This is a genomic window from Kosakonia oryziphila, assembly GCF_900094795.1.
GTDB classification, from domain to species: domain Bacteria; phylum Pseudomonadota; class Gammaproteobacteria; order Enterobacterales; family Enterobacteriaceae; genus Kosakonia; species Kosakonia oryziphila.
In genome coordinates, this window is sequence record NZ_FMBC01000015.1 from 71472 (window position 1) to 90518 (window position 19047).

14 protein-coding genes and 2 pseudogenes are annotated in these 19047 nt (G+C 54.8%); 12 read left to right on the forward strand and 4 right to left on the reverse strand.

Going from position 1 to position 19047, the window contains the following annotated elements; all coding sequences use genetic code 11:
* The first annotated feature begins 58 nt into the window (after nucleotides 1-58).
* The 4 genes from phoB to proY all read left to right on the forward strand — a co-directional run bounded on the left by phoB (nucleotide 59) and on the right by proY (nucleotide 5229).
* On the forward strand, nucleotides 59-748 hold the full coding sequence (gene phoB / locus GA0061070_RS09390; RefSeq protein ID WP_090135574.1) for a phosphate response regulator transcription factor PhoB: 690 nt from the start codon (nucleotides 59-61) through the stop codon (nucleotides 746-748).
* A 21-nt stretch (nucleotides 749-769) separates the two neighbouring features.
* Nucleotides 770-2068, forward strand: a complete 1299-nt coding sequence (gene phoR / locus GA0061070_RS09395; RefSeq protein WP_090135576.1) for a phosphate regulon sensor histidine kinase PhoR — start codon at nucleotides 770-772, stop codon at nucleotides 2066-2068.
* A gap of 407 nt (nucleotides 2069-2475) precedes the next feature.
* Nucleotides 2476-3795, forward strand: a complete 1320-nt coding sequence (gene brnQ / locus GA0061070_RS09400; RefSeq protein ID WP_090135593.1) for a branched-chain amino acid transporter carrier protein BrnQ — start codon at nucleotides 2476-2478, stop codon at nucleotides 3793-3795.
* A gap of 84 nt (nucleotides 3796-3879) precedes the next feature.
* The gene (proY, locus tag GA0061070_RS09405) at nucleotides 3880-5229 is read left to right on the forward strand and encodes a proline-specific permease ProY (protein ID WP_090135595.1); all 1350 of its coding nucleotides are present in this window, start codon (nucleotides 3880-3882) and stop codon (nucleotides 5227-5229) included.
* Nucleotides 5230-5283: 54 nt separating this feature from the next.
* Here proY and GA0061070_RS09410 read toward each other — a convergent pair.
* Nucleotides 5284-5466, reverse strand: a pseudogene (locus tag GA0061070_RS09410) (2-hydroxyacid dehydrogenase); the annotation flags it as partial.
* A 121-nt stretch (nucleotides 5467-5587) separates the two neighbouring features.
* On the opposite strand from GA0061070_RS09410, the gene malZ reads away from it, so the two are divergent.
* From malZ to GA0061070_RS09425, 3 genes are read left to right on the forward strand one after another with little or no spacing between them, the layout of a single operon-like run.
* Nucleotides 5588-7408, forward strand: coding sequence for a maltodextrin glucosidase (malZ, locus tag GA0061070_RS09415; protein ID WP_139109743.1), 1821 nt, complete (start codon nucleotides 5588-5590; stop codon nucleotides 7406-7408).
* A 57-nt stretch (nucleotides 7409-7465) separates the two neighbouring features.
* The gene (locus GA0061070_RS09420) at nucleotides 7466-10114 is read left to right on the forward strand and encodes a DUF2339 domain-containing protein (protein WP_090135579.1); all 2649 of its coding nucleotides are present in this window, start codon (nucleotides 7466-7468) and stop codon (nucleotides 10112-10114) included.
* Nucleotides 10111-11487: a DUF3999 family protein gene (locus GA0061070_RS09425; protein WP_090135580.1), complete on the forward strand. Its 1377-nt coding sequence runs from the start codon at nucleotides 10111-10113 to the stop codon at nucleotides 11485-11487. The genes GA0061070_RS09420 and GA0061070_RS09425 overlap by 4 nt, the downstream gene beginning before the upstream one ends.
* Before the next feature lie 40 nt (nucleotides 11488-11527).
* On the opposite strand, the gene GA0061070_RS09430 is transcribed toward GA0061070_RS09425, so the two are convergent.
* Together GA0061070_RS09430 and acpH are read right to left on the reverse strand one after the other, a co-directional pair.
* Entirely contained in the window at nucleotides 11528-12130 is a 603-nt protein-coding gene (locus tag GA0061070_RS09430; RefSeq protein WP_090135582.1) for a peroxiredoxin C, read from the reverse strand.
* A gap of 115 nt (nucleotides 12131-12245) precedes the next feature.
* Complete coding sequence (gene acpH / locus GA0061070_RS09435; RefSeq protein WP_090135583.1) at nucleotides 12246-12827, reverse strand: ACP phosphodiesterase; 582 nt, start codon at nucleotides 12825-12827, stop codon at nucleotides 12246-12248.
* Nucleotides 12828-13011: 184 nt separating this feature from the next.
* On the opposite strand from acpH, the gene queA reads away from it, so the two are divergent.
* The 5 genes from queA (at nucleotide 13012) to secF (ending at nucleotide 18684) form a co-directional block, all read left to right on the forward strand.
* On the forward strand, nucleotides 13012-14076 hold the full coding sequence (gene queA / locus GA0061070_RS09440; protein ID WP_090135585.1) for a tRNA preQ1(34) S-adenosylmethionine ribosyltransferase-isomerase QueA: 1065 nt from the start codon (nucleotides 13012-13014) through the stop codon (nucleotides 14074-14076).
* A gap of 267 nt (nucleotides 14077-14343) precedes the next feature.
* Nucleotides 14344-15471, forward strand: coding sequence for a tRNA guanosine(34) transglycosylase Tgt (tgt, locus tag GA0061070_RS09450; protein WP_090135586.1), 1128 nt, complete (start codon nucleotides 14344-14346; stop codon nucleotides 15469-15471).
* 22 nt (nucleotides 15472-15493) lie between these two features.
* A complete protein-coding gene (yajC, locus tag GA0061070_RS09455; RefSeq protein ID WP_007373486.1) occupies nucleotides 15494-15826 on the forward strand; it encodes a preprotein translocase subunit YajC in 333 nt (110 codons plus the stop codon).
* Between the two features lie 28 nt (nucleotides 15827-15854).
* Nucleotides 15855-17702 (forward strand): protein translocase subunit SecD, encoded by a 1848-nt coding sequence (secD, locus tag GA0061070_RS09460; protein ID WP_090135588.1) that lies wholly within the window; start codon nucleotides 15855-15857, stop codon nucleotides 17700-17702.
* A gap of 10 nt (nucleotides 17703-17712) precedes the next feature.
* Entirely contained in the window at nucleotides 17713-18684 is a 972-nt protein-coding gene (secF, locus tag GA0061070_RS09465) for a protein translocase subunit SecF (RefSeq protein ID WP_090135590.1), read from the forward strand.
* Nucleotides 18685-18737: 53 nt separating this feature from the next.
* On the opposite strand, the pseudogene GA0061070_RS09470 reads toward secF, so the two are convergent.
* Nucleotides 18738-19047: pseudogene (locus tag GA0061070_RS09470) on the reverse strand (IS4 family transposase); the annotation flags it as partial.

Here is a 19047-nt window from a genome sequence, read left to right on the forward strand (position 1 = left end):
TGACGCATAATGGCGCCGCTATACAAACTGACGACTTATATGAGAAAACAGGCGAATTATGGCGAGACGAATTCTGGTCGTTGAAGATGAAACACCAATCCGTGAAATGGTGTGCTTTGTGCTCGAGCAAAATGGATTTCAACCGATAGAAGCTGAAGATTATGACAGTGCGGTGAATCAACTGAACGAACCTTGGCCAGACTTGATTTTACTGGACTGGATGTTGCCTGGCGGTTCCGGTATTCAGTTTATTAAGCATCTGAAACGCGAGGCCATGACCCGCGATATTCCGGTGATGATGCTGACAGCGCGTGGCGAAGAGGAAGATCGTGTGCGCGGTCTGGAAACCGGGGCGGATGATTATATTACCAAACCCTTCTCGCCAAAAGAGCTGGTTGCCCGCATTAAAGCGGTGATGCGCCGTATTTCGCCGATGGCAGTGGAAGAAGTGATTGAAATGCAGGGGTTAAGCCTCGATCCCTCCTCGCATCGCGTGATGACCGGCGAAAATCCGCTGGATATGGGGCCGACAGAGTTTAAACTCTTACACTTCTTTATGACCCACCCGGAACGTGTCTACAGCCGTGAACAACTGCTGAACCATGTCTGGGGAACCAATGTTTACGTCGAAGACAGAACGGTTGATGTCCATATTCGCCGCCTGCGCAAAGCGCTGGAACACAGCGGTCACGATCGTATGGTGCAAACAGTGCGCGGTACGGGATATCGTTTTTCGACCCGTTTCTGAAATTTGACAGGAGTGTGACGCGTGCTGGAACGGCTGTCATGGAAAAGGCTGGTGCTGGAGCTCCTCCTTTGTTGTCTACCTGCTTTTATACTTGGTGCGATTTTTGGTTACCTGCCCTGGTTTTTATTTGCCGCAGTAACCGGGCTGCTGATCTGGCATTTCTGGAATTTACTGCGCCTCTCCTGGTGGTTGTGGGTCGATAAAAGTATGACTCCACCGCCCGGCACGGGGAGTTGGGAGCCGCTGTTATACGGGCTGCACCAGATGCAGATGCGTAATAAAAAGCGGCGGCGCGAGCTGGGCAATCTCATCAAGCGCTTTCGCAGCGGTGCGGAATCGCTGCCGGATGCGGTGATCCTCGCCACCGAAGAAGGGGCTATTTTCTGGTGTAACGGCCTGGCGCAACAACTGCTGGGGCTGCGCTGGCCGGATGATAACGGGCAGAATATCCTTAACCTGCTGCGCTACCCCGAATTCGCTCAGTATCTTAAAAAACAAGAATTTACCCGGCCACTGAATCTGGTGCTGAACAGCGGGCGCCATCTGGAAATCCGCGTGATGCCTTACAGTGAACAGCAATTGTTGTTGGTGGCGCGCGATGTTACGCAGATGCACCAACTGGAAGGCGCGCGGCGTAACTTTTTCGCTAACGTCAGCCATGAGTTGCGCACACCGTTGACGGTACTGCAAGGTTACCTGGAGATGATGCAGGAGCAGACGCTGGAAGGCGTGCCGCGCGAAAAAGCGCTGCATACCATGCGTGAGCAAACATCGCGAATGGAAGGACTGGTGCGCCAGTTGCTGACGCTGTCGAAGATTGAAGCGGCGCCGACGCTGCCACCAAATGAGACCATTGATGTGCCGATGATGCTGCGTGTGGTTGAACGGGAAGCGCAGACGCTCAGCCAGGGAAAGCACAAGCTGGAGTTTGAGGTCGATAATACTTTAAAAGTGCTCGGTAATGAGGAGCAATTGCGCAGCGCCATCTCCAACCTGGTGTATAACGCGGTGAATCATACGCCCGCAGGAACGCACATTATTGTGCGCTGGCAGCATGTACCGCAGGGAGCGGAATTCAGCGTTGAGGATAATGGCCCGGGCATTGCCGCCGAACATATTCCGCGTCTGACCGAGCGTTTTTACCGCGTCGATAAAGCCCGTTCCCGGCAAACCGGTGGCAGTGGCCTTGGGCTGGCGATCGTCAAACATGCCGTCAACCATCACGAAAGCCGCCTTGATATTGAGAGTACGCCTGGCAAAGGAACACGCTTTAGCTTTGTTCTGCCGGAATGTCTGGTTGCCAAAACTCCTGCTGTCTGAAGCCTCTGTCAGCTTATCTTTCCAGCGGCCTGTAAAAACAGGCCGCAATTTCCTGCTGTTTCGCCGCGATAAAACCTATTTTTGTACGCGTGATGCTTTTTTGTTCGCATGATCAGCCATGTGTTTTTCTTATAAATGGAGTATTAGACTGGGTATTTATCTTGATCCAGCATATCCATCTGGTTTTACGATCACATCTTGTCTTTAAACGTTATAAGCGTTTAAATTGCGCCCCTGACATTGTCAGACCGACTATGTTTACGTGGTAAATCGAAAAACTATACTCCACCATGTTGCGTATTAAGCATTTCACGCTGATATTTCACGGTTTACACGCGTTATTGTTCGGCAGGAAAGGCGAAAAATTCATCATTATTTACGACACCACATCCACGGGCAGTAAACTTATGACCTATCACTTAAAACCACGAGACATTGTTGCTCTGGGCTTTATGACCTTCGCCTTGTTCGTTGGCGCAGGGAACATCATTTTTCCGCCGATGGTCGGCTTGCAGGCGGGTGAACATGTCTGGACGGCGGCGTTTGGTTTTCTGATTACCGCCGTAGGCCTGCCGGTGCTGACTGTCGTTGCGCTGGCCAAAGTAGGTGGCGGTGTGGACAGCCTGAGTACGCCGATTGGTAAAGTCGCTGGCGTGCTGCTGGCAACCGTTTGTTATCTGGCGGTAGGGCCGCTGTTCGCCACGCCGCGTACGGCGACCGTTTCGTTTGAGGTGGGGATTGCTCCGCTGACCGGCGATGGCGCGATGCCGCTGATGATCTACAGCATCGTCTATTTTGCGCTGGTGATCCTGGTGTCGCTCTATCCGGGCAAGCTGCTGGATACCGTGGGCAACTTCCTTGCTCCGCTGAAAATTATCGCGCTGACCATTCTCTCGATTGCCGCGATCGTCTGGCCGGCAGGCCCTATCAGCCATGCGCTGGAAGCTTATCAGACTGCGCCGTTCTCTAACGGTTTCGTTAATGGTTATTTGACGATGGATACGCTGGGCGCGATGGTGTTCGGTATCGTGATCGTGAATGCTGCCCGTTCACGCGGCGTGACCGAAGCGCGTTTGCTGACCCGTTACTCCGTCTGGGCCGGGCTGATGGCGGGCGTGGGTCTGACGCTGCTTTATCTGGCGCTGTTCCGCCTGGGTTCAGACAGCTCGACGCTGGTGGATCAATCCGCTAACGGCGCAGCGATTCTGCATGCTTACGTTCAGTACACCTTTGGTGGCGCGGGCAGCTTCCTGTTGGCGGCGTTGATCTTTATCGCTTGCCTGGTGACGGCGGTTGGCCTGACCTGTGCCTGTGCCGAGTTTTTCGCGCAGTATCTGCCGTTCTCTTACCGTTCGCTGGTGTTTATTCTGGGCATCTTCTCGATGGCGGTTTCCAACCTGGGGCTGAGCCACCTGATTCAGATCTCCGTCCCGGTGCTGACGATGATCTACCCGCCGTGCATCGTGTTGGTGGTGCTGAGCTTTAGCCGTTCGTGGTGGAACAACTCAACCCGCGTGATTGCACCGGCCATGTTTATCAGCCTGCTTTTTGGCATCCTTGACGGTGTGAAAGCATCCGCCTTTGCTGAGCATTTACCGGCCTGGACGCAGCGTTTGCCGCTGGCGGAGCAGGGGCTGGCCTGGCTGATGCCAGGCCTGGTGATGGTGATTCTGGCGGCAGTCTGGGATCGCACCGCAGGGCGTCAGGTGACTTCCAGCGCGCATTAACAGTTGCGGATACGGTTTGTTTAACCACGGGGTTTGGCGCCCCGTGGTTTTTTATTTTTGGCTTGAATAATGGCAGTGGAAACGATGGAAAGTACGAATAAGCTGAAGCGTGGGTTAAGTACCCGCCACATCCGCTTTATGGCGCTGGGATCGGCGATCGGCACTGGGCTGTTTTACGGCTCCGCCGATGCCATCAAAATGGCCGGGCCGAGCGTGTTGTTGGCCTACATTATTGGTGGCGTAGCCGCGTATATCATTATGCGCGCGCTGGGTGAAATGTCGGTACATAACCCTTCCGCCAGCTCGTTCTCTCGTTATGCACAGGAAAACCTCGGCCCGCTTGCCGGTTATATCACTGGCTGGACTTACTGTTTTGAAATCCTGATTGTGGCAATTGCCGATGTGACGGCTTTCGGCATCTATATGGGCGTCTGGTTTCCGACAGTACCGCACTGGATCTGGGTGCTGAGCGTGGTGATGATCATCTGCGCCATTAACCTGATGAGCGTAAAAGTCTTCGGCGAACTGGAGTTCTGGTTCTCGTTCTTTAAAGTCGCCACCATTATTGTCATGATCCTCGCCGGTTTCGGCATCATCATCTGGGGCTTCGGCAACGGCGGTCAGCCGACCGGGATCAGCAATTTGTGGAGCCATGGCGGTTTCTTCAGTAATGGCTGGTTGGGTACGGTGATGGCGCTGCAAATGGTAATGTTCGCCTACGGCGGCATCGAAATCATCGGCATCACCGCCGGTGAAGCGAAAGATCCGGAAAAGTCGATCCCGCGCGCCATTAACTCCGTACCGATGCGTATTCTGGTGTTTTATGTCGGGACGTTATTCGTCATCATGTCTATTTATCCGTGGAACCAGGTCGGTACCGACGGTAGCCCGTTTGTCCTGACCTTCCAGCATATGGGCATCACCTTTGCCGCCAGTATTCTTAACTTTGTGGTATTGACCGCCTCGCTTTCGGCGATCAACAGCGATGTTTTTGGCGTGGGGCGAATGCTGCACGGTATGGCGGAGCAGGGCAGCGCGCCAAAGATGTTTGCCAAAACCTCCCGTCGCGGTATCCCGTGGGTGACGGTAGTGGTGATGACTGTTGCGCTGCTGCTGGCGGTCTGGCTGAACTACATCATGCCAGAGAACGTTTTCCTGGTGATTGCATCGCTGGCGACCTTTGCCACGGTATGGGTATGGATCATGATTTTACTGTCGCAAATCGGTTTCCGCCGCCGTCTTTCCGCCGATGAAGTGAAGGCGCTGAAATTCAAAGTACCTGGTGGCGTAATCACCACCGTTGTGGGACTGCTGTTCCTTGTGTTTATCATCGCGCTGATTGGCTGGCACCCGGAGACCCGTATTTCGTTGTACGTTGGCCTGGCGTGGATTGTGCTGTTGCTGATTGGCTGGAAGTTGAAAAAATCAGCCTGATGGCGGCTACACCTTATCGGGCCTACAGGTTTTGTCGGCCTGATAAGAGCAGTGTTACCCGATAAAAAACCACACCACCGGGGTCAGCAATTTTCCGTCATTGAAATAACCCACCAGATTATTGATGGTCAGATCCGCCATTGCCTGGCGGGTTTCCGCCGTGCTGCCACGCGCAATATTTACCAGAATCCCCTCAGACTCCAGCGCTTCCAGCACTTCACGATTAATGACATGATGCGTTCTTGCCCGTGCGGATCACATCTGCGCCCCGTTTCTCAGCCCTGTAAAAAAAGTGAAAGAAGGAGGCGGCAGACGTGTGGGTGTGGAAGAGTGGCGTCATTTTGAGCAAAGGGGATTTTTGATGTTGAATGCATGGCACCTTCCCGTCGCGCCGTTTGTGAAACAGAATAAAGATCAGTTAATTATCACGCTCTGGCTGAGTGGGGCCGGTTTGCCGGAGCGGGTGATGCTGCGTACCGAAATCGACAATGAAGAGACGTCTCTGGCCATGCACCGGCGACGGAAAACTACGGCGAACGGCGTCAGCACCTGGCAAGTTGCACTGGACATCAGCAGCGGGCAACCGCGCCGGCGCTACAGCTTTAAGCTACTGTGGGAGAATCGGCAACTGTGGTTTACGCCGCAGGGATTTAGCCGTTTTCCACCCGCCCGCCTCGAACAGTTCGCCGTTGATACGCCGGATGATGGGCCGCAGTGGGTGGCCGACCAGGTGTTCTACCAGATTTTCCCGGACCGTTTTGCACGCAGCCAGCCGCGCGGTGAACAACAGGATAAGGTTTACCATCACCATGCTACGGGCCATCCGATTGTGCTGTGTAATTGGGACGATCCGTTAACGGATCACGCCGGGGGATCAACCTTTTATGGCGGCGATCTCGACGGGATCAGTGAAAAGCTGCCCTACCTGAAAAAGTTGGGTGTTACCGCGCTCTATCTCAACCCGGTTTTTGTCGCCCCCAGCGTACATAAATATGACACCGAAGATTACCGCCATGTCGATCCACAGTTTGGTGGTGACGAAGCCCTGTTGCGCCTGCGGCACAATACGCAGCAACTGAATATGCGACTGATCCTTGATGGTGTTTTCAACCACAGCGGTGATTCCCATGCGTGGTTCGATCGCCACAACCGTGGCACTGGCGGCGCCTGTCATAATTCCGATTCCCGCTGGCGTAGCTGGTACAGTTTTGACGAGCAGGGCCGCGCCCGCGACTGGCTGGGTTATGCCAGTTTACCGAAACTGGACTATCAGTCGCCGACATTGGTTGAAGAGATGTATCAGGGAGAAGAGAGCATTGTGCGCCACTGGCTGAAAGCGCCATGGAACATGGATGGCTGGCGGCTGGACGTGGTGCATATGCTGGGTGAAGACGGCGGGGCGCGTAATAATCTGCACCATATTTCGGGGATCACCCGCGCGGCAAAAGAGACACTGCCACAAGCCTATGTTTTCGGCGAACATTTTGGCGATGCGCGACAGTGGCTACAGGCGGATGCTGAAGACGCAGCCATGAACTATCGCGGTTTTACACTGCCGGTGTGGGCGTTTCTGGCAAATACGGATATTGCCTACGATCCCCAGAAGATCGATGCGCAAATTTGCGCGACATGGATGGATAACTACCGGGCCGGACTGTCGCACCAGCAACAGTTGCGTATGTTTAACCAGCTCGACAGCCACGATACGCCACGCTTTAAAACCGTGCTCGGCAAAGACGTTGCCCGGCTGCCGCTGGCGGTGATCTGGCTGTTTTGCTGGCCGGGAACACCATGCATCTATTATGGCGATGAAGTGGGACTGGACGGGGCGAACGATCCTTTTTGTCGTAAGACCTACCCGTGGGATAAAAAGCGTCAGGATCTGCAACTGCTGGCGCTTTACCAGCGTATGGCGAAACTGCGCGCGCGTAGCCAGGCACTGCGGCGCGGCGGCTGTCAGGTGATATATGCTCATGATAATGTGCTGGTTTTTGTTCGTGTCTGGCAGCAACAACGCGTACTGGTGGCTATCAATCGCGGCGAAGCCTGCGAAGTGGTGCTGGAGGATTCGCCGCTGTTAGAGGGGAAAAACTGGCGACTTCAGGAAGGTACAGGTACGCTACAGGATGATGTGCTGACGCTTTCAGCTACCAGTGCATCTGTCTGGTCTGCCGCCTGAATCGCCACGCGACGAGGGGCGGTTGTTACGTCTCCCCTTTAGTGAAGGCGATAGTACATGGATGGTCTTTTAATATTCGGCGTGGTAGTGCTGTTTCTGGCGCTGGTAGTGGTGCCCATTGTGGCGATAACCGCATGGCGGCGCAGTGTCGCCACGCAGAATGAACTTCTGCAATTGCAGCAGCGGCTGAGCCTACTTGAACAGCGCCTGACGAAAACGGCGGAAAGCAGTGAAGCGACATCAGCCGGGGCTGTCCCGGCGCCAGCTCGCGAAGTGATTAAAACTCCCCAGGCTCCCGCATCAGCGGTTAATCCGTGGAAACATCAGGCCGAATCGCCAACGGTCATTGTTAACAGGCGCGCTGTAAAGACAACGAAGCCGGAGAACGCTTCCTGGGGCATGGTCACTTCGCTGGCGCGCTGGTTTATGCAGGGCAATCCACTGGCAAAACTGGGCATTGTGCTGCTATTTATCGGCCTCTCCTTCTTGTTGCGTTATACCGTGGAGTACGCTCTGTTCCCGCTGGAATTGCGGCTGGCGGCCGTGGCATTGGTCGCCCTGGTGCTGCTGGGACTAGGGTGGCGATTACGGCATAAGCAAACCGTTTTTGCCCTGATACTGCAAGGTGGGGCGGTTGGTGCGCTCTACTTAACCGTGTTCGGCGCATTTCGTTTGTGGCAGATGTTGCCGATGACACTGGCCTTTGGGCTGCTAATTGTTATTTGTGCGGCAAGCGTCGGGCTGGCAGTGCTACAACAGGCGCTGAGCCTGGCGCTGCTGGCCAGTCTTGGCGGCTATCTGGCACCGATACTCCTCTCTACCGGTGGTGGCAGCCATGTCGCACTGTTCTCGTTTTACTTACTGCTCTCGGCGGGCATCCTCGCCATCAGTCTCTGGCAACACTGGCGCGAGCTAAATCTTCTGGGAATGTTCTTCACTTTTGGCGTTGCCGGGCTGTGGGGTATGGATAATTATCGCCCGGAATTTTATCTAAGCTGCCAGCTCTTCCTGATTGCCAACATCCTGATCTTCGGCGTATTGAGCGTAGCGTTGTCACTGCGCGCGCAGCGTCGGGGTGAGCGCATTATTGATAGCGTATTGCTGTTTGCGCCGCCGCTGGTGGGCTTTGGTATGCAATACGCTATTACCTGCCACTGGCACTACGGACCAGCGTTTAGCGCCCTGGGTTTTGGTCTTTTCTATCTGGCTCTGGCAACCATAGCGCTGAAGCGCTACCCGACGGCGGCAAAACCGTTGGTACTGGCAGCACTGGCGCTGGGCGGCGCGTTTGCCACACTGGCGATCCCACTGGCGCTTTCAGCGCGCTGGACGGCAATGGCCTGGGCGCTGGAGGGGCTGGGAATATTGTGGCTTGGCGTGCAGCAAAACCTGCGGCGTATGAGCTACAGCGGCAGTGCCTTGTTGCTGCTGGCGCTGTGTAGCGCGCTATGGGCGTCAGCCAACGGGCTTAATGCTTTGTCGACTTTGTTGATTTTTGCTGTGTTGAGCGGTTGTTGGCTGGCTGGCGCATGGTTGTGGCGTGGGATCCGGCGCGAAGGAAGCGGGTTGCTGCTGGCTGGCGCGGTAGCGTTCTGGGTGGTCGCGCTGGGCGGTGCGGCTCAACTGGTTTTACCGGCTACGGTGCATACTGGATTTGGCGTACTGGCGCTGTTAGCGCTTTCGGTATGGCTGTGGCGTGCGGGCAGCCTGCGCATATCATGGCCGGAGCTGGGGTACGCCCGGTGGCTGTTATGGCCGGGCATGGCGCTGATGCTGGGCTGGCAGATAACATCGCAAGGGCATCTCCTGGCGGCGGGATGGCCGAATCTCGTCTGGTGTATTGTTCTGCCTTCCGCTTTGCTGCTGCTGTACAGGGATAACGGCACTCTACCTGCGCGCGTGTCGCAAGGGTTGCATATCTCCCTGTTCTGGATGCTGTTGCTGGTAGCCGGTAGTGAAGTGCAGTGGTTTGTTGAGGGGCTGTCATGGGGACTGGAGCCCTGGCAGAGCGGGCTGCCGATGGCGGCGGGTGGACTGGCAATCGCGCTGGTGTTGGCGGCAATCCGCCATGCGTTCTGGCCATTTTGTGTCTGGCCTGCGTTATATGGCGCGCTGGCGCTGCTGCCAGTAGTGCCTGTGTTATTGGGCTGGCTGCTGTTCGCTAACCTCGGCGACGGTGTGGTGATGGAGATGCGTTATCTCCCGCTGATTAACCCGCTGGAAGAAGGTGCGGCATTCGCGCTGGCTGGCGTCTGGCTGTATAGCCGTTTTGCCGAAATCCACTACCCGACGGTGGCAGCACAATTGTGGCGTGCGCGCCCATGGGGGCTGGCAGCGCTTGGTTTCTGGTGGCTTAACGGCGCGTTGCTGCGGTTGCTGGCATATTACGGCGAGGTGGCGTGGGATGCGGGCAGTTTGTGGCAATCACGATTGGTCCAGACCAGCCTGGCGCTATTCTGGATGTTGATTGCGCTGGTGGTGATGATTCGCGCGACGCGTCAGCATGCACGCCATCAATGGCTATGCGGCAGTGTGCTGCTGGGCGTCGTATTACTTAAATTGATACTGGTAGACAGCGCCGGAGGCGGTGGGTTATCGCGGGCGATCGCCTTTATTGGCGTGGCGGTACTGGTGCTGATTGTGGGCTATTTTTCACCCCTGCCGCCAAAGGCGGTGCGGAAACAGGATAAGGGAGAAGAACAATGACAACATGGCATGGAGTGGTATTGGCCGCGCTGATAACGGCAACGGGCGCGGCGATAAGCAGTGAACCGCTCCCGGATTCACCGCAGGATTATGCGTTTGGCGCCACGCTTGATTTGCCGCAACCGGCTTCCTGGTATCGTGTGGATCTGCCGCTGGATGTTTACACGCAAAGTACGTGGCCAGATTTGCGTGATGTACGGGTGTTTAATCGCGACGGAGAGCGTGTACCGTTCACGCTGGAAACACAAAGTGCGGCCCCCCATGCGCCTGTCGCTATTCCGCTGCGCGTCTTTCCGCTTGACTCTTCACCGGTTGAAGCCGGTGAGCAAGGGCAAAATGTGGTGCGTTTACACTCCTCATCCGGCGTCGATATTCGTATTGAAGGCGAGCCTGTAGAGGTTGTCGGAAAGAGTTATTTGCTGGCGCTGCCTGAAAATATGCCGGAAACCTTTACGCTGGCACAGCTGAAGCTGACATGGCCGGAAGCCGTAGCGAAATGGCGTAGCAAAGTGACACTCTTTTTCAGCGCTGATATGCGTAGCTGGACAACATTACAGGAAAATGCGCCGGTGATGGAACTGGCGAGCGGTAACGACCGGTTGAAAATCGATCAGATAAACGTCAATCAAACCATGTCCGCAGATGGCGTGCGTTATTTACTGATGGTGTTTGATACGCCAAACTTGCCGGTGACGATTAAGCAAGTCACGGCGACGCTGGGCAGCGAACCAACGCCGCTGGAGCAGGTGCAGATAGCGAGCCGCGGGCAGCGGGTTTCTTCCACCGAGGCGCAATACCAGTGGGCGCAACCGCAGCCGTTAAGTTCACTGTCGGTAAAACTGGCTGAAGGGAGTGTCCTGCCGGTAGAGATCGCATTACGCAGTAGCGCCAGCGCTGGATGGCAACCACTCAGTAAGACCGTGTTGTGGCAGCGTAATGAACAGGCTTCTGCGCCGATCACGTTACCGGAGGGCGTAGTGCAGGCGGTGCGCATTACCACGCTGGATGCACGTTTACCGGGGGAATTACCGCAGATAAGCGGCAGTCGTTCGCGGCAATCGTTACTGTTTAACGCCCAGGGCAAAGGGCCATTTATGCTGGCCTGGGGTAATCGGGCGGCGCAGTCTGCCGCCGTGACCCTGGATACGCTGATCCCGGAGGCCTTACGTAAACAGATCGATCTTGCGGCGATCCCTGAAGTACAAGTGGCAGAGCGGATAACGCCTGGCGGGCAGGATCGGCTGACAGCGACATCACCTGCTGAACGGCAGGGACTGTGGAAAACGTGGTTGGTGTGGGGCGTACTGCTGCTTGGGGTTGTGGTGCTGGTGTGGATGGCGCTGCATATCTGGCGTGAAGTGAAAACACGCTAACAATAAGGCCCGCAGTGCGGGCCTTGTCAAACGCTGCCGATTACAGGCTGGAAAGGTTTTCGCTCAGGTATTTTGCCACGCCGTCCGGAGAGGCGTTCATCCCTTCTTTACCTTTTTCCCACTGCGCCGGGCAAACTTCACCGTGCTCTTCGTGGAATTGCAGTGCGTCAACCATACGCAGCATTTCGTCGATGTTACGCCCCAATGGCAGGTCGTTAACTACCTGATGGCGCACAATACCGTCTTTGTCGATCAGGAAAGAACCGCGCAGCGCAACACCTGCGTCCGGGTGTTCGATACCGTAAGCCTGCTGGATTTCACGTTTGATATCCGCAACCATCGCATATTTCACCGCGCCGATACCGCCTTTCTCCACCGGCGTGTTACGCCATGCGTTATGAACAAACTCGGAGTCGAAGGAGACGCCAACCACTTCAACACCACGCTTCTGAAACTCTTCGTAGCGTTTGTCGAAAGCGATCAGTTCAGACGGGCAGACGAAGGTAAAGTCCATAGGCCAGAAAAACAGTACGGTGGCTTTGCCACTGGTGTGCTGTTTGAAATTAAAGTTTTCAACGATTTCACCGCTGCCCAGTACGGCTGCCGCTGTAAAATCCGGTGCCTGACGAGTGACCAGTACCATATGTACTCCTGTGATTTACAAGGTTAATTAGAACGCAACGCGTACCAGTATAGGAAGTGGATGGAAGTGTCTCAAAGCGCCATTGACAATCGTTGAGACAGGTTTTGCCTATCAATTAAAGTGTGCGCGAAATTGCCTGATCCATCATGCGCGGGTAGAACTGCCAGAACAGGCTTTCCAACTCGGCGTAGTTAGCGTCGAGATCCTGCCAGGAGTCGCGCAGCGCATCAAGCCGCGGGCGGCGATTCGCCATACCGTTGAGTACATTCTGAATAAAGGACATCTCCCGGTAGCGCTCCAGCCAGCGTTCCGACCACAGGTAGTTATTCAAATTCACAAAACGCGGTGGGGACTCCGGCAGAATGGTGGTTACCTGCGAATGGGCATAACGCACGAAATCCTCCAGCGAAAAGTCGGGGGAGAGTTGCGTCCAGTGGCGGGAGAGAAAATGATCCCACATCACATCCAGCGTGATGGGCGCGACCCGCCGCGTTTGCGCGCGGAATCCTTCACGAGCGATTTTGACTTCCGGCAGGTTGTCAGTCATCACATCAATACGACGATGCATATAAATGCCATCTACTACTGCTGGCGCGTAGAGATTTTGCGGGTTGCCGCGAACGAAGTCCGCCAGCAAGTTACCCGGCAGCGAGCTGTCCGCCAGATGTGCAAGGTGCAGGTGAGCTAAAAAATTCATGTTATATCCATCATTGTCGATTGCAGGTGTCCGGGCTTTCGCGAACGCCCGCTGGAGCCAGCGCAGGCGCCGTTATGCCACGTTGTCTTTTAGGTTATTTTTTGAACCAAACACGGCTAACGGTTGCAGCGAAAGGGCGTGGGCACTAGACTACCCGCCTCTTATTTTGTCTTGAGTTAGTGTCATGCGCGTTGCCGATTTTTCCTTTGAATTACCCGAATCCCTGATTGCCCACTACCCACAGACCGAGCGCAGCAGTTGCCGCTTACTTTCGCTGGATGGCCCAACAGGCGCGCTGACGCACGGTACTTTCACCGATTTACTGGATAAGCTCAACCCTGGCGATCTGCTGGTATTCAATAATACCCGCGTGATCCCTGCTCGCTTGTTTGGCCGCAAAGCGAGCGGCGGTAAGATTGAAGTGCTGGTTGAGCGCATGCTCGATGATAAACGTATTCTGGCACATATTCGCGCGTCTAAAGCGCCAAAACCCGGCGCTGAGCTGCTACTGGGCGATGCGGAAGATGTTCAGGCAACCATGGTGGCGCGCCACGATACGCTGTTTGAAGTTGAGTTTCATGGTGAGCGCCCGGTGCTGGATATTCTTAACGCCATTGGCCATATGCCGCTGCCGCCGTATATCGACCGTCCGGATGAAGATGCCGATCGCGAGCTTTATCAGACGGTTTACAGCCAGAAACCGGGGGCGGTTGCCGCGCCGACGGCGGGCCTGCATTTTGATGAGCCGCTGCTGGAACGTCTGCGTAATAAAGGCATTGAAATGGCTTTCGTTACCCTGCATGTCGGCGCCGGGACTTTCCAGCCGGTACGCGTCGACAGCATTGAAGATCACATCATGCACTCCGAATATGCCGAAGTGCCGCAGGAGGTTGTGGACGCGGTGCTGGCGGCGAAAGCGCGCGGTAACCGTGTTGTCGCCGTGGGAACCACTTCCGTACGCTCGCTGGAGAGCGCCGCGCAGGCTGCCAACGATGCGCTGATTGCGCCGTTCTTCGGCGATACGCAGATCTTTATTTATCCGGGTTATCAATACCAGGTGATCGATGCGCTGGTGACCAACTTCCATCTGCCGGAGTCGACGCTGATCATGCTGGTTTCCGCGTTTGCCGGATATCAGCACACCATGAACGCGTACCACGCTGCCGTTGCGCAGGAATATCGCTTCTTTAGTTATGGCGATGCGATGTTTATAACGTACAATCCGCAGGCCATTACTGAACGTCCATAAAAAGGCTATTTTACTTTCCATTTTGCACTTGGGCAGTGCTCGCACAAAATGTTATGGCATTTTGAACGCCGCTTGCGGCGGCCCTTTAGGGCGAGCGAAGCGAGTAATCCTCACGTACTATGTGTACGCTCCGGTTGCTGTGCGCTGTCCGCGTCCAAACTGGCGGCGTCAATTACGCCTTTTTTGCTTGTTGATGAATTCGATGCTGTGGAGTGATTTCACAGCAGATAGTTACCATCAGACTGTCTCTCTGATGCTGGAGAAAAAATGAAATTTGAACTGGATACCACCGACGGACGCGCCCGCCGCGGTCGTCTGGTGTTTGAACGCGGCGTGGTTGAAACGCCGGCGTTTATGCCTGTGGGCACTTACGGCACCGTAAAAGGGATGACGCCGGAAGAAGTGGAAGCCACTGGCGCACAAATTATTCTGGGCAACACTTTCCACCTGTGGCTGCGCCCGGGCCAGGAAATCATGAAGCTGCATGGCGATCTGCACGATTTTATGCAGTGGAAAGGCCCAATTCTGACCGATTCCGGTGGCTTCCAGGTCTTCAGTCTTGGTGACATTCGCAAGATCACTGAATCGGGCGTGCACTTCCGCAACCCAATCAATGGCGATCCGATTTTCCTCGACCCGGAAAAGTCGATGGAGATTCAGTACGACCTCGGTTCCGACATCGTGATGATCTTCGATGAATGTACACCTTATCCGGCCGACTGGGACTATGCGAAACGTTCTATGGAAATGTCTCTACGCTGGGCGAAGCGCAGTCGCGAGCGATTCGACGGCTTAGGTAACAAAAATGCGCTCTTTGGCATCATTCAGGGCAGTGTTTACGAAGATTTACGAGATATATCGGTCAAAGGTCTGGTAGAGATTGGCTTTGATGGCTACGCTGTCGGCGGTCTTGCTGTAGGGGAGCCAAAAGAAGATATGCACCGCATCCTGGAGCATGTCTGCCCGCAAATCCCCGCAGACAAACCACGATACCTGATGGGCGTGGGGAAACCGGAAGATTTAGTTGAAGGTGTGCGTCGTGGTATTGATATGTTCGACTGTGTTATGCCGACGCGCAATGCCCGTAACGGTCACCTGTTTGTGACCAACGGCGTGGTGAAAATCCGTAACGCGAAATATAAAAGCGATACCGGCCCGCTCGATGTTGAGTGTGATTGCTACACCTGTCGCAATTATTCACTCGCGTATTTGCATCATCTCGATCGTTGCAACGAGATATTGGGCGCGCGTCTCAATACGATTCATAACCTGCGGTATTATCAGCGTTTAATGGCTGGTTTACGCAAGGCTATCGAAGAGGGTAAATTAGAGAGCTTCGTAGCGGATTTTTACCAACGTCAGGGTCGACCAGTTCCACCTTTGAATGTTGATTAATTAAATAAATGAGGGAATTTGAATGAGCTTTTTTATTTCTGATGCGGTAGCAGCAGCTGGCGCGCCGGCACAGGGCAGCCCGATATCTCTGATCCTGATGCTGGTGGTGTTTGGTCTGATTTTCTACTTCATGATCCTGCGCCCACAGCAAAAACGCACTAAAGAGCATAAAAAGCTGATGGACTCCATTGCTAAAGGTGATGAAGTACTGACTAACGGTGGTCTGGTCGGTCGCGTAACCAAAGTAGCTGAAACTGGCTACATTGCGATTGCGCTGAACGACACCACTGAAGTGGTAATCAAACGTGACTTCGTAGCTGCCGTTCTGCCGAAAGGCACCATGAAGGCGCTGTAATCATTTCGTTTTCCCAAAGGGAACTGCCGTGTTAAACCGTTATCCTTTGTGGAAGTACATCATGCTGGTCGTCGTGCTTATCGTCGGCCTGCTTTACGCACTTCCCAACCTGTATGGTGAGGATCCGGCTGTTCAGGTCACTGGCGCGCGCGGCGTCGCCGCCAGTGAACAAACGCTGATCCAGGTCCAGAAAAATCTACAAGAAGAAAAAATCAACGCGAAGTCCGTGGCACTGGAAGATGGCGCTATCCTTGCTCGCTTTGATTCGACTGACACACAACTGCGTGCCCGTGAGGTGCTGGTCAGCGCATTAGGCGATCAATACGTCGTAGCTCTTAACCTTGCTCCTGCAACACCTCGCTGGCTGAGCGCCATCAAAGCCGAGCCGATGAAACTCGGTCTCGATTTGCGCGGCGGCGTGCACTTCCTGATGGAAGTGGACATGCAAACAGCGCTGACCAAGTTGCAGGAACAGAATATGGACAGCCTGCGCAGCGATCTGCGCGAGAAAGGGATTCCTTACACCACCGTGCGTAAGGAAGATAATTATGGCCTGAGCATCCAGTTCCGCGATAGTGCGGCGCGCGATCAGGCAAATACTTACCTGAGCAGCCGCCACCGCGATCTGGTGATCACCAACCAGGGTGATAACACGCTGCGTGCGGTGATGAGCGATGCGCGTCTGAATGAAGCGCGTGAATACGCTGTTCAGCAGAACATCAACATTTTGCGTAACCGTGTGAACCAGCTCGGCGTTGCCGAACCGCTGGTGCAGCGCCAGGGTGCTGATCGCATCGTGGTTGAACTGCCGGGGATTCAGGATACGGCGCGTGCTAAAGAGATCCTGGGGGCGACCGCAACGCTGGAATTCCGTCTGGTCAACAGCAGCGTGGACGCTTCTGCTGCCGCGGCAGGTCGTGTGCCGGGTGATTCCGAAGTGAAAATGACTCGCGAAGGTCAGCCGGTTGTGCTGTATAAACGCGTGATTCTGACCGGTGACCATATCACCGACTCCACATCCAGCCAGGATGAGTACAACCAGCCGCAGGTGAATATTTCACTGGATAGCGCGGGTGGCAACATCATGTCGAACTTCACCAAGGACAATATCGGCAAGCCGATGGCGACCCTGTTTGTGGAGTACAAAGACAGCGGTAAGAAAGATGCCAATGGCCGTGCGGTGCTGGTGAAACAGGAAGAGGTGATTAACATTGCCAACATCCAGTCTCGTCTCGGTAACAGCTTCCGCATTACCGGTATCAGCAACCCGACCGAAGCGCGTCAGCTCTCGCTGCTGCTGCGTGCCGGTGCGCTGATTGCACCGATTCAGATTGTTGAAGAACGTACTATTGGTCCAACACTGGGTGCGCAGAACATCACTCAGGGCCTGGAAGCTTGTCTGGCGGGGCTGGTGGTGTCGATCATCTTCATGATCTTCTTCTATAAGAAGTTTGGTCTGATCGCAACGTCTGCGCTGGTGGCTAACTTGGTGCTTATCGTCGGTATCATGTCGTTGTTGCCTGGCGCAACGCTGACTATGCCAGGGATTGCGGGTATCGTGTTAACCCTTGCGGTTGCGGTGGATGCGAACGTACTGATAAACGAACGTATTAAGGAAGAGCTGAGCAACGGGCGTTCCGTCCAGCAGGCGATACACGAAGGTTATCAGGGCGCATTTTCATCGATTTTCGATGCGAACGTCACCACGTTGATTAAAGTGCTTATTCTGTACGCAGTCGGTACTGGCTCGATTAAAGGGTTCGCAATTACCACCGGTATCGGTGTGGCGACCTCCATGTTTACCGCTATTGTCGGTACCCGTGCCATCGTCAACCTGTTGTACGGCGGCAAACGCATTAACAAGCTGTCTATCTGAGGAGTGCGTTGTGGCACAGGATTATACTGTTGAACAATTGAACCACGGCCGTAAAGTCTGGGACTTTATGCGCTGGGATAACTGGGCTTTTATCATTTCCGGCGGGCTGCTGATCCTCTCCATCATTGTGATGGGGGTTCGCGGCTTTAACTGGGGCCTGGACTTTACCGGCGGTACGGTTATTGAAATTTCGCTGGAAAAACCAGCGGACATGGATTTAATGCGTGACGCGCTGGAGAAAGCGGGCTTTGCGGATCCGCTGTTGCAGAACTTCGGCAGCAGCCGTGACATCATGGTGCGTATGCCGCCTGCGCACGGTGAAACCGGCGGGCAGGTACTGGGCAGCAAAGTTGTCAGCGTGATTAACGAAGCGACTAGCCAGAACGCTGCGGTGAAACGCATCGAATTCGTCGGCCCGAGCGTTGGGGCGGATTTGGCGCAGACTGGCGGCATGGCGCTGCTGGTTGCACTGATCTGTATCCTGATTTACGTCGGGTTCCGCTTCGAATGGCGCCTGGCGGCAGGTGTAGTTATCGCTCTGGCGCATGACGTGATCATTACCATGGGCGTGCTGTCGCTGTTCCATATCGAGATTGACCTGACTATCGTTGCATCGTTGATGTCGGTGATCGGCTACTCGCTTAACGACAGTATCGTGGTATCGGACCGTATTCGTGAGAACTTCCGTAAGATTCGTCGCGGTACGCCGTATGAGATCTTCAACATCTCGCTGACGCAGACCCTGCATCGTACCTTGATCACCTCCGGCACCACGCTGGTTGTGATCCTGATGCTGTATCTCTTTGGCGGCGCGATGCTGAAAGGCTTCTCGCTGACCATGCTGATCGGGGTTTCCATCGGTACGGCGTCTTCTATCTACGTTGCATCGGCGCTGGCGCTGAAGCTGGGGATGAAGCGCGAACATCTGTTGCAGCAGAAAGTGGAGAAAGAAGGGGCGGATCAGCCGTCAATTCTGCCGTAAGCCGCTTGCTCTCAGTGCTAAAAAACCGCAGTGGGTGCTGTAATGCCAGTCAGTTAAGCAACTGACTGGCTCTTTTTCGGGGCTGTGAGGTATTTCCAGGGCCTCTCCTTTACCACTCTCGGGAAGGCCCTTTCCCTTCTTGTCGGTAATTTCACAAGTTGTCCCATACTTGCAAGATCGCGCATCAGCTCCGGTATACGTCCCGGTGATGCGCCCTGCAATGTCATCAGCATTCTCATCACCATTCCGCATGATTCTGAGAAACTCAGTTGATTCGGCCAGTAACCTTTCAGATGTTCCGCCATTTTAATCATCTGATATCTCACCAGATTATAAGCCAGTAAGACACCCCACAGCTCTTGC